The sequence below is a fragment of the Streptomyces lonarensis genome (assembly GCF_012033735.1).
GTDB lineage: Bacteria > Actinomycetota > Actinomycetes > Streptomycetales > Streptomycetaceae > Streptomyces > Streptomyces lonarensis.
In genome coordinates this window covers 58469-69333 of record NZ_JAAVJD010000006.1, presented here as the reverse complement: position 1 = coordinate 69333, position 10865 = coordinate 58469, and the positions used below count along the sequence as shown (strand labels likewise).

10 protein-coding genes are annotated in these 10865 nt (G+C 73.5%); 6 read left to right on the top strand and 4 right to left on the bottom strand.

Translation table 11 applies throughout. From position 1 onward, the window contains the following. Positions 1–162: 162 nt before the first annotated feature. The gene (locus tag HCN56_RS02290) at positions 163–648 is read left to right on the top strand and encodes a DUF3180 domain-containing protein (RefSeq protein WP_167967730.1); all 486 of its coding nucleotides are present in this window, start codon (positions 163–165) and stop codon (positions 646–648) included. Between the two features lie 89 nt (positions 649–737). Here the strand turns inward: HCN56_RS02290 and HCN56_RS02285 are convergent, their stop codons facing one another. From HCN56_RS02285 to HCN56_RS02275, 3 genes are all read right to left on the bottom strand, one after another. Further along, a complete protein-coding gene (locus tag HCN56_RS02285) occupies positions 738–1349 on the bottom strand; it encodes a DJ-1/PfpI family protein (protein WP_167967729.1) in 612 nt (203 codons plus the stop codon). Between the two features lie 198 nt (positions 1350–1547). Beyond that, positions 1548–2522, bottom strand: a complete 975-nt coding sequence (locus HCN56_RS02280; RefSeq protein ID WP_167967728.1) for a GlxA family transcriptional regulator — start codon at positions 2520–2522, stop codon at positions 1548–1550. Positions 2523–2736: 214 nt separating this feature from the next. Then, positions 2737–3903 (bottom strand): ABC transporter ATP-binding protein, encoded by a 1167-nt coding sequence (locus tag HCN56_RS02275; RefSeq protein ID WP_167967727.1) that lies wholly within the window; start codon positions 3901–3903, stop codon positions 2737–2739. A gap of 74 nt (positions 3904–3977) precedes the next feature. Between HCN56_RS02275 and HCN56_RS02270 the strand changes: the two genes are divergently transcribed. The 4 genes from HCN56_RS02270 to HCN56_RS02255 all read left to right on the top strand — a co-directional run bounded on the left by HCN56_RS02270 (position 3978) and on the right by HCN56_RS02255 (position 7953). Beyond that, entirely contained in the window at positions 3978–4835 is an 858-nt protein-coding gene (locus HCN56_RS02270) for an ABC transporter permease (RefSeq protein ID WP_167967726.1), read from the top strand. Further along, the gene (locus HCN56_RS02265; RefSeq protein WP_167967725.1) at positions 4832–5623 is read left to right on the top strand and encodes an ABC transporter permease; all 792 of its coding nucleotides are present in this window, start codon (positions 4832–4834) and stop codon (positions 5621–5623) included. The genes HCN56_RS02270 and HCN56_RS02265 overlap by 4 nt, the downstream gene beginning before the upstream one ends. Positions 5624–5913: 290 nt before the next feature. Further along, a complete protein-coding gene (locus HCN56_RS02260) occupies positions 5914–6933 on the top strand; it encodes an ABC transporter substrate-binding protein (RefSeq protein WP_167967724.1) in 1020 nt (339 codons plus the stop codon). A gap of 156 nt (positions 6934–7089) precedes the next feature. Beyond that, a complete protein-coding gene (locus HCN56_RS02255) occupies positions 7090–7953 on the top strand; it encodes a hypothetical protein (RefSeq protein WP_167967723.1) in 864 nt (287 codons plus the stop codon). A gap of 105 nt (positions 7954–8058) precedes the next feature. Here the strand turns inward: HCN56_RS02255 and HCN56_RS02250 are convergent, their stop codons facing one another. Further along, positions 8059–8439 carry a DUF6507 family protein gene (locus HCN56_RS02250; protein ID WP_167967722.1) on the bottom strand — a complete coding sequence of 127 codons (381 nt, stop codon included), beginning with the start codon at positions 8437–8439 and terminating at the stop codon, positions 8059–8061. A gap of 240 nt (positions 8440–8679) precedes the next feature. Between HCN56_RS02250 and HCN56_RS02245 the strand changes: the two genes are divergently transcribed. Further along, positions 8680–10797 (top strand): hypothetical protein, encoded by a 2118-nt coding sequence (locus HCN56_RS02245; protein ID WP_167967721.1) that lies wholly within the window; start codon positions 8680–8682, stop codon positions 10795–10797. Positions 10798–10865 lie beyond the last annotated feature (68 nt).

Genomic DNA, 10865 nt, shown 5'->3' with positions numbered 1-10865 from the left:
CGGCCGGGGCGCGCGGGACCGCCCGCGCCCGGTAGCGTCACCCCCGGCGGCCCGAGCGGTCGCCCGGGCGTGACACGCCCCGCGCCCCGCGCCGGGGCGCGCACGGACACGAGACGGGTACACGGCCGGGGATGGCCCCGACGGTGCGGAGGGACAGGCGCGGTGACGCAACTGCGGATCGGCACGCTGCTCGGGTTGTTCGCCGGGGCGTTCGTCCTCGCCTGGGCGGCGGCCGGGCTGATGGACTCGCACGGCATGCTGCCGGCGGTGCCGCTGCTGGCGCCGGTGGCGCTGGGCGCGATCGCCGCGGTGCTGCTGGCCACCGCGCTGCTGCTCCGGTCGCGTATCAAGGCGGCCAGGGAGCGCAGGCCCGGCGCGCGCGGCGTGGAGCCGATGATGGCCGCGCGCGCGGTGGTGCTCGGTCAGGCGAGTGCGCTGGTGGTCTCGGTCGTCTCCGGTGTCTACGGCGGGCTGGGCATCTTCCTGGTGCTGGAGTACCTCGACGTGTCGGCCCGCCGCGACCAGGCGATCTACGCCGGGCTCTGCGTGCTCATGGGTGTCGCGGTGTGCGCCGCGGCGCTCTGGCTGGAGCGGATCTGCCGGCTGCCCGAGGACGACGAGAACGGCCCGCTGGGCTCCCCCGCCTGAAGCCACCCCCGGGCCCGCCGCGGCTGCGACGCAACGGACGGGCGCAACGGACGGGCGCGGCGGGCGGGCCCAGCGGGCGCGGTGGCCGCTCAGCCGAGCGGTTCGTCGGCCAGGTAGGGCGGCGCGGGGTCGTACTGGATGTGCCGGCGCACCGCCCGTGCGTGGTCCCTGCCGTACAGGCGCCCGACGAGCCACAGCGCCATGTCGATGCCCGCGGAGACGCCCTGGCTGGTGACGAGCGACCCGTCGACGACGTACCGGGCGTCCCGCACCACGGTCACCTCACCCTGCGCCTCCAGCGCGTCCTCGCAGGAGTGGTGGGTGGCGACGCGGCGGCCGCGGGCCGGGCCCGCCTCGTGCAGCAGCAGGACGCCGGTGCAGACCGAGGTGACCCACCGGGCATCCGCGGCGACCCGGCCGACCCATCCGATCAGCGCCGGGTCGGTGACGGCGCGCGTCACCCCGGGGCCGCCCGGGACCAGCAGGACGTCCAGCGGCGGGTGGTCGGCCAGGGTGTGGTCGGGGACCACCCGCATGCCCTTGTTGCAGACCACGGGGCGGAGCTGGTCGGACGAGCCGGATATCAGCACCGCCCGGTCGCCGGCGTCGCGCAGTATCGCGGAGTTGGTGAGCACCTCCCACGGTCCGACGAAGTCGAGTTCCTCCACGCCGTCGAAGATCAACAGCCCGTATGTCGTCATGCCTGCTCCTCGGTGTCGGCTGTGCGGTGCCGGTGGGTCGGTCGTGCGGGTCCGGCGGCGCGGGGTCCCGGGCGGGCGGTTCCCGGCGGGGCGGTCCGGTCGGCCTCTGCCGTCGGTGCTGCTCTTCCGGGCGTACGGCGCGGAGCGCGGGCGCCCCGACTCGGCCGCGCTCTCCGGCCCCCGGGAAGGGGCGCCGCCTCAGCGGGCGGCCCGCTCCCCGCTGGTGCGAAAGCGGTCGCGGTAGTCGGAGGGGCTGACGCCCACCCGGCGGTGGAAGGTGCGGCGCAACGTCTCCGCGGTGCCGAAGCCGCAGCGGCGGGCGACCGTCGCCACCGGCTCCTCACCTGCGACGAGGGCACGCTTGGCAGCCTCCACGCGCGCCGTCTCGACGTACTCGCCCGGTGGCACGCCCAGTTCGGCGGTGAACCGCCGTTGCAGGTGGCGGGGGCTCAGCCCGGCGCGGCGGGCGAGCTCCTCGGCGGTGTGCCGGGCGCCGGGATCGGTGTGGACCGCGGCGACCGCCGCCCGGATCGGCTCGGTGGCCGGTTGGGCGGACCACAGCGGAACGCTGAACTGCGACTGGGTGCCGGGCCGGCGGAGGAAGAGGACCAGCTCACGGGCGATGGCGTGGGCGGTGTCGCGGCCCATGTCGTCCTCGACCAGCGCGAGCGCGAGGTCCATCCCGGCGGTGACCCCCGCCGAGGTCCAGACCGAGCCGTCGCGGATGTGGACGGGGTCCCGGTCGACCGTCGCCTCCGGGTGCTCCCGGGCGAGCTGGTCGGCGCGGCCCCAGTGGGTCGTGACACGCCGTCCGGCGAGCAGTCCGGCCGCGCCGAGCAGGAACACCCCGCTGCACACCGAGGCGACGCGGCGGGAGTCGGCGCATGCGGCGATCCAGGCGGTCAGCTCCGCATCGTGGCGCGCCTCGTCCACGCCCTCCCCGCCGGCCAGGACGAGGGTGTCCACCTCGGCGGTCGGGACCGCCGCCAGGCCGCGCTCGGCGTCGATGACGACCCCACCGCTGCTGCGGACCGGCCCGGGCCGGCGGGCCGCGATCTCGCAGCGGTAGCCGCCGCCGTGCCGGCGGGCTTGTTCGAAGACCTCGTAGGGCCCGAGGAGGTCGAGGGCCTGGAACCCCTCGAAGATCACGAAGACGACGCGGCGTGTGTCCACACCGTCCACCCTGGGACGGGGCGCGGTGGGCGTCAACGACGCGCGGCCCACACATCACGCCATGCTGCGGCGGCTCGGAACGGCCGGTAGCGGGGGTTGGGCGCCGCTCCCCCGGTTCGCCGGCCCGCGTCCCGCAGCGCGGTCCACGGCCGACGTCCGCGGACCGGCGGCGCCCGCTCCCGCGGGGGTGCGCGGCGCCCGCCGGGCGGGGCCGTCAGGCGGGGCCGTTGGGCAGCGTCTCCAGCCGGACCTCGGCGCGTTCGACGTCCTGGGCGTCGGCGTCGATGGAGCGGCGCAGCGCCTCGTGGAGGCGGGCGGGTGTGAGGACGCCGAGGAAGCGGTCGCCGTCGAGGACCGCGATCCAGCCCGCGTCGTACTGGAGCATCATCCCGAACGCCTGCTTGAGCGAGGAGCCGAGCGGCAGCCATGCCTCCATGCGCCGGGCGTGGTCGGCGACCCGGCCGGTGACCGACTTGCCGGCGGCGGGGCGCGGCACCCAGCCGTGGAGGTTGCCGGACCCGTCGAGGACGACCGCCCAGCGGGCGCCGCTGTCGCGCATGCGGGTCGCGGCGTCGGCCATGTCGTCGCCGAGGTCCACCAGCGGGGGCTGTTCGAGGTCGCCCTCCTCGACGGCGGTGACCGACAGGCGCTTGAGGCCGCGGTCGGCGCCGACGAACTGGGCCACGTAGTCGGTGGCGGGGGCGCCGAGCAGGGTGGCCGGCGGGTCGAACTGCTCGATGCGGCCCTGGCCGAAGACGGCGATGCGGTCGCCGAGCCGCACGGCCTCCTCGATGTCGTGGGTGACGAAGAGGACGGTCTTGCGGACCTCCGCCTGGAGCCGCAGGAACTCGTTCTGGAGCCGTTCGCGGACCACGGGGTCGACGGCGCCGAACGGCTCGTCCATCAGCAGCACCGGCGGGTCGGCGGCGAGGGCGCGTGCCACGCCGACGCGCTGCCGCTGGCCGCCGGAGAGCTGGCCGGGGTAGCGGGAGCCGTAGACGGACGGGTCGAGGCCGACCAGGTCCAGCATCTCGGCGGCGCGCTTGCGGGCCGCGGGCTTCTTCCACTCCAGGAGCTGGAGGACGGTGGCGGTGTTGTCGAGCACCGTGCGGTGGGGGAAGAGGCCGCCCTGCTGGATGACGTACCCGATGCGGCGCCGCAGGGCGACGGGGTGGATGCCGGCGATGTCCTCGCCGTCCAGCAGGATGCGGCCGGAGGTGGGCTCCTCCAGCCGGTTGACCAGCTTCATCGTGGTCGTCTTGCCGCAGCCGGACGGACCGACCAGGGTGACCAGCTCGCCCTCGGCCACCTCCAGCGACAGGTTGTCCACGGCGAGGGTTCCGTCCGGGTACCGCTTGGTGACCTGTTCGAAGCGCAGCATGCGATCCATCTTCCCCCACGGACACGTTCGTAGGATCTTCATTTTCACGAGTCGCGCCGCATAGTGTTCTCCCGGTGAGTGCCAGCAACTGTCTGACAGCCAACGCGTGGATCTGCGGGGAGTACCTGCGGACCCGGCGCGAGGAGCTGGTCGACGCCACGCTCCAGCACATCGCCATCACCGGCACCGCCGTCGTGCTGGCGGTGCTCCTGGCGTTCCCCCTGGCCCTGCTGGCCCGCCGCTACCGGCGGCTGACCGGCACGGTCCTCACCCTGACCACGGTCGTCTACACCATCCCGACGCTGGCGATGTACGCCCTGCTGCTGCCGGTCTTCGGCCTCTCGGCGTCGGTCGTCGTCTGCGGGCTCGTGCTCTACTCGCTCACCATCCTGGTCCGGAACATGCTCGCCGGGCTCGACGGCGTCCCCGAGGACGCGCGGGAGGCGGCGCGCGGCATGGGCTTCGGCCCCGGAAGGCTGCTCTTCCGGGTGGAGCTGCCGCTGGCGCTGCCCGCGCTGATGGCCGGGGTGCGGATCGCCACGGTCTCCGCGGTCTCGCTCACCACCGTCGGCGCCATCGTCGGCAACGGCGGCCTCGGCAACCTCATCTACAGCGGGATGGACAGCCTCTTCAAGGCGCAGGTGCTCACCGCCTCGGTGCTCTGCGTGGTGCTGGCCGTCGTGGCCGACGTGCTGCTGCTCGTCCTCCAGCGGGCCCTCACCCCCTGGGCGCGGGCGCGTGACGGGGGAGGCCGCGGCCGGCGCCGGGGCGGCGCCCCCGGCCCGGGCGACGGCGGGCACCCCCCGGACGGCGGCGCCGGCGCCGTGCCGCCGGGCAGTGGCGGTGACACCGACCCGCTGGCCAAGCCCGCCGGCGACGACCGTCCCATCGCCGCGGGGGCGCCCGGCGCCCGACAGGAGGCCGACCGGTGAACGCGTTCCTCGACGCCTGGACCTGGCTCACCACGGCCGAGCACTGGGCGGGCCCCGGCGGGATCTGGACCCGGCTGGGAGAGCACCTCTACCTGACCGGCGTCTCCATGGTCATCGCCTGCCTGCTGACCCTGCCGCTCGCGCTCTGGCTCGGCCACACGCCGGTCGCCTCGGGCGGCGGCGGCCGCGGCAAGCGCCTGGGCAGCGCCGTCGCCGTCAACATCACCAACGCCGGCCGGGCGGTGCCGACCTTCGCGGTGCTGGTCGTGCTGATGCTGACCCCGCTCGGCGAGGGCGGGGTGACGACGCCGACGGTCATCGCGCTGGTGCTGTTCGCCCTGCCGCCGCTGCTCACCAACGCCTATGTCGGCGCGGCCGAGGCCGATCCGGACGTGGTGGAGGCGGCGCGCGGCATGGGCATGTCCTCGCGCCAGCTGATGCTGCGGATCGAGCTGCCGCTGGCGTTCCCGATGATCATGACCGGCATCCGCACCGCGACGGTGCAGGTGGTCGCCACCGCGACCCTGGCGGCGCTGGTCGGCGGCGGCGGGCTGGGACGCATCATCACCGCCGGGTTCGCCAACCAGAACACCGCGCAGGTCGTCGCCGGCGCGGTGCTGGTCGCCGCGCTCGCGCTGGTCGTCGAGGGTGTGCTCGTCGGGGCGCAGCGGCTGCTCACCCCGGGCCGCCGCGCGCGCGTGCGTGGTGGCGGTGGGGGCGGAGAGCTGCCACCCGAGGAGCGGGAGGACGGCGCCCGCGCCGTGGGCGCGCCGGCGGGCGCCGCCTGACACCACCGGCGCGGGGCGACGGCCGCCGCCTGACCGCTTGCGTCGGGCCCGGCGGCGCCGGCCCACACGCCCTCACCCCGAGCCCATCGGTCCGATCGGCGGATCGTACGACGAATCAGGAATTGACCGGCTCGCAGCGGGTAGGTGCATGCGCGCCGACCGGTCGGGCGGACCCCCCACCCGGTCCGCCCGCGACGTCACATCGCCGACACACCCTCGCCGTACCCGCTCAGTACCGTCCCTGACCGGGGCACCACGCCTCTTACCGCCGCCGGCGGCGCCCTCGACGAATGGACACCCAGACCGTGAAATCCGCCCGCACCACCCTTCGCCGCGCACCGCTCGCGACCGCCGCCACGGCCCTCACGCTCGCCCTGGCCCTCACCGCGTGCGGCGGGGAGAGCCTGGAGGAGTCCGACTCGGGTTCGGACACGGACACCGGGTCCGACACCACCGAGACCGGCGGCAGCGACGGCGACACCCTCGTCATCGGCAGCGCCGACTTCACCGAGGCGACCATCACCGCCGAGCTGTACGCGCAGATCCTCGCGGACGCCGGGTTCGACACCGAGATCCAGACCGTCCGGGGCCGCGAGCTGTACGCCCCCGCGCTGGAGAGCGGCGAGATCAACATCGTGCCCGAGTACCTGGCCACCACCGCCGAGTACTTCAACCGGGACGAGAACGGCCCCGACGCCGAGCCCGTCGCCTCCAGCGACCCCGAGGCCACCCGCGACGCCCTCATCGAGCTGGTCGAACCGCGCGGGCTGACGGTGCTGGACTACGGCGACGCCGTCAACCAGAACGCGTTCGCCGTCACCGAGGAGTTCGCCGAGGAGAACGGCTTCACCACCCTGACCCACCTCGGCAAGTCCGGACTCCCCATCCGGCTCGCCGCCGGTGAGGACTGCGTGGAGCGGCCGTTCTGCCAGCCGGGGCTGGAGGAGGTCTACGGGATCGACATCACCGAGGTCGACCCCAAGGGCGTCGGCACCGCGCAGACCAAGCAGTCGGTCCAGAACGGCACCAACGAGCTGGCGCTGGTCACCACCACCGACGGCACCCTCGCCGACTTCGGCCTGGTGCTGCTGGAGGACAACCAGAACCTGCAGCAGGCCGACAACATCCTGCCGGTGCTCAACGACACGACCGCCGAGAACCAGGAGGTGGTGGACGTCCTCAACGAGCTGACCTCCACCCTCACCACCGACGACCTGGTCGAGCTCAACCGGCAGGTCGACGCGGAGCGGGTCCGCGCCGTCGACGCCGCGCGCGACTACCTGGTCGACAAGGGGCTCATCGACGGCTGAGCCCGGCCGCCACAGGTGGCGCCCCGCCAACCGGGGCGCCACCGAACGGCGTTGGCCGGCGCGCCCGGTCGGCGCGCGCCGACCGGTACCGGCCGAACCGCACAACAATCCCGTTGCGCCCTCCCGCGCCACGCCGCGTCACGGTAGGTTTCCGGCATGGCACGCGGACGTCACCGATACATCCCGCCCAACCGGCTGCTGATCCCCGCCGCCGTCGGCGGCTGCGCGGTCCTCACCGCCGGACTCGCCCTTCTCACCGCCGACGGCCTCGGGCTGTTCCCGGCGCTGCTGGTCGCGGCGACCGCGGGCGCCGCCGTCGCCGGCGCCGTGCTGCTCCGACAGCGGGAGAACGTCGCCGAGACCCGTCTGGCGAACGAGCGCACCAACCGCCAGGCGGTGGACGCCCAGGTCAGCGAGTTGCAGGCGGCGTTGGAGGCGGCGACCGACCAGGCCACCGCGCTGGAGCACCGACTCCAGGGCAAGCGCATCGACCTCGCCCGGCTCCGCGGGGAGCACGCCGAACTCCTGCGCCGCTACGCCATGGCGGAGAACGGCCGCGCCAACGCGCTGGAGGGCCGCCGCCGCATCGCGTTGGAGGCGAGCCGCCCGGCACGCGCCCTGCCGTCCGGCGCCACCGACCACCGGACCGCCGGCGGGAAGCCCACCTCGCTGACCTACCTCCAGGCGTACGACGCGCTGCGCAACCTCGTCCGCAACGCCGACCGGCAGCGGCAGCAGGCCGCCCACGCCGACCGTGAGACGCGCCCCGGCGCCCCGGCCCCCACCGCCCCCGCTTCTGCGGCCCCCGCTTCCGGCCCGGTGCCGCAGCCGCGTCCCCCGGCCCAGCAGCCGCCGCGGGCGCGGCGCCCGCAGCCGGCGACCGGCGGGTTCGACTACTTCGGCACCGCCGGCCGGGGCCCGGCGTCGCAGCAGGAAGCCGCCAACGGCGACGACCGGGCGGGCGACACCGACGACCGGGCGGGCGGCCCAGCCGCCGGCCTCGGCCACCGCCGCTTCTGACAGACTCTCGCCGCGCTTCGCCGCTTCCGCCCGCGATCGCGCTGACGCGTCCGGGGTGCCCGGCGCCGACCTCCACCCCGACGTTCGCGGGGCGGGCGCGTCGCGTCAGAACGCCGGCCGGCCGTCGGTGCTGCGGTACCGGTCCCCCGGGGTCAGGGTGAAGTCGGCGTCGCCCCGGTCCCGCGCGCTGTCCTCCATGGTGAGGTCGCCCTCGCAGTGAGCATCGACCGCCAGGACGGCACCGTCCTCCGAGCGGTCGGCGCAGCGGCCGATCTCCTCGATCTGACGCTCCGACCGCGCCGCGTAGTGCTCCACCGCGGTCCTCACCTCGCTCACCCGGATGCCGGTGAACCCGCCGACGGCCTGCGCTGCCTCACGCGCGGTCTCGGGGTAGCTCTCCTGGTGGTCCTTCACTCCCGAGGCTCGACTCGCGAACCTGCTGAGAGCCCCTGCCGCGCCCTCGATGTCGATGTCCCAGTACGTCATCCCGCCCCCGTCACTCGTCAGCCGCCGGCCCCTGCGATCACGCCGCGGCCCGCTCTCCGGTTCCGTTCCCGCCGGTGCGTGGCACAACACTGTGACATCCGCCGGTCACCCGTTGCACCCGTGTTGTCGGCGCTGCTACAGATGAGATCACCGCGGGGCGGAGCCCCGCCGGCAGGGGTGGGGAGGCCGTGTCCGGGACGGGCGCGGTCCGCAGACAGCAGGGAGAAGGGGGCAGGTGACGTGAGCGGGTCGCTGATCGGTGTGGGGGACATACCGTCGTACTCGGGGGATCTGGCGGAGTTGGAGCGGCTGATCGGGACGCTGAGCCGGTCGGCCGCGGCGGTCGAGGCCGACAGCGCCGACACCCATCACACCTTCCAGGCGTTCGGCGGCAGCTACGCGACCGATCACACCGAGGAGTTGCTGGCCACGACGCGCAGTGTGCGTCGCGGTGGTGAGGATCTTGGTGAGGACGGCCGTGGTCTGGTGCGGTTGCTGACGCGGTACGTGCAGGAGATGCAGGCGATCGACCAGCGGATGCGCGGCCTGCGGGACGATGTCGCGGCGCTGTGGCAGCAGGTGGGAATCTACGAGCCCGAGCCGGAACACCTCGCGGCGAGCGAGGAATACGCCGCCCAGCTGCGCCGGCTGCTGGAACACGCGGAGCGGACCGAGGGCGAGGTCGCTGTCGCGGTCAACGCGCTGCTGCCGGAGCCGGGCGGCACGCCGCCCCCGGTCGGCAACCGCGGCGCGGCAGCCCTGGCGCGGCAGGTCGCGGACGCGGCCGGCCCGTTGCTGCGCGGCAACCCGGTCCAGCAGGCGTGGGTGGCGGACATGCTGGACCAGCACGGGGACAACCAAGCGTTCGCCGACACCCTCGCCGACGCGTTGGGTGTCGAGGGGCTGATGCAGCTGGGCAGCTCCATCTCCCCCGCGCTGCTGCCGTTGGTGTCGAAGGTCGAACGGGGCATCGGCACCGTCCTGGCCACCACCACCCGCGTCCCGGCGAAGCTGAAGGACGCCCACCCGGACGATCCGGAGTTCCAGGAGTGGCTGCGGACCGCGGAAGGGCGACGCTGGCAGGACATCCTCGACCAGACCACCGCCTACGGCCACCGCGAACTGGCCAGGACACCCGACCCCGCCGGCGACCCCCGCGAGACGTACTACGGCTACGAGCGGATCATCAACCACCTCGAAGCCACCAACCAGCCCGCGTCGGCGCAGTACCTGTACCTGCTGACCGACGACATGATCACCGCCGAGGCCACCGACCCCCAGAAATGGCGCCACGCCGCCTACGGCGAACCCGGCGAGATCCGCTCCGTCGACCTCCTCGACCGCCAACTCGGCATGATCGCCCACAACAACCCCCACGCCGCCACCCTGGTCATGACCGACCACTTCGACTACCTCATGCTCCAAGGCGAGGACGAGGACGGCGCCCGCCCCGGCCCCGAATACCCCCTCACCCCCTCCAACCCCGAACGCCACGGCCTCACCGACGCCCTCGTCGCCGCCACCACCGGCCGCACCCCCGACGCCGACCACGAGGAGGCAAGGGGCGTCCCGACAGAGGTACAACGCGACATCGCCGTCAAGGTCTTCGACTACTACGAAACCCGCAGCCACCTCCTCGATCCCAAGGGTCCGCACAGCTACCGCACCACACAGCTCGGCATCATTTCGGCCGAGCACATCGAGCTGGTCTTCGACTCCTACGTGCTGATGGAGAGCGACCAGCTCGATGGCCGAGAAATTCGCGACGACCTGCCCAGCACCCGGCGGCTGATCGAACAGCTCGCTAAGGACCCCGAGGCCGCAGCTGCCATCGACGGCGCCAGTACGGGTGAGACGGCACGCCGAATCGACGCGGCGCTCAGTAGACCGATGGAGCCGGAGATGAACCGGGAGAACGCTGTCGGTCGGGCGGTCGCGCCCGGGGCGAGGGTGGCCGCCACTATGACCGCGTCGCAGGCAGACGTCGCCTACGACAAGACCTTGGACGAAGAGAATCGTAAAACTCGCCAAAAGTGGGCCGAGCGCACACTGAACATGCTCTCCGACGGTGCGACCAATAGCCTCCCCATGGGAGGAACCGCGGCTGCGAAGATCCTCGACGAACTCAACGCAGGATTCTTCGACCCGAAGAACAAAGAGAACGAAGTAGATGCGAACAACGAGCGGGTTGAGATCATCCACAATGGGCGCAAGCGCGCAGAGGGATCGGCTATCGCAGCGATGGAGATTGCGCTCGAAGAACACGGATTGGATCGCGAAGGCGGCGCCGCCATGGCTTTTCGAGATGAGATCAGGGAGACGGTCGAGCAAAACTGGGATGGCGAGACGAATAAATAGCGGGGAACCCGGGGTCCTCCCTCAAACAACCGCCCCACCGGGGACCTCGCAGCACTCGATTCCACTGG

What these genes read in the sequence shown, in the direction of transcription:
- HCN56_RS02285 (WP_167967729.1), bottom strand. Translation starts at nt 1,349, where the DNA reads ATGACGACATACGGGCTGTTGATCTTCGACGGCGTGGAGGAACTCGAC.
- HCN56_RS02275 (WP_167967727.1), bottom strand. Translation starts at nt 3,903, where the DNA reads ATGCTGCGCTTCGAACAGGTCACCAAGCGGTACCCGGACGGAACCCTC.
- HCN56_RS02260 (WP_167967724.1), top strand. Translation starts at nt 5,914, where the DNA reads ATGGACACCCAGACCGTGAAATCCGCCCGCACCACCCTTCGCCGCGCA.
- HCN56_RS02255 (WP_167967723.1), top strand. Translation starts at nt 7,090, where the DNA reads ATGGCACGCGGACGTCACCGATACATCCCGCCCAACCGGCTGCTGATC.
- HCN56_RS02250 (WP_167967722.1), bottom strand. Translation starts at nt 8,439, where the DNA reads ATGACGTACTGGGACATCGACATCGAGGGCGCGGCAGGGGCTCTCAGC.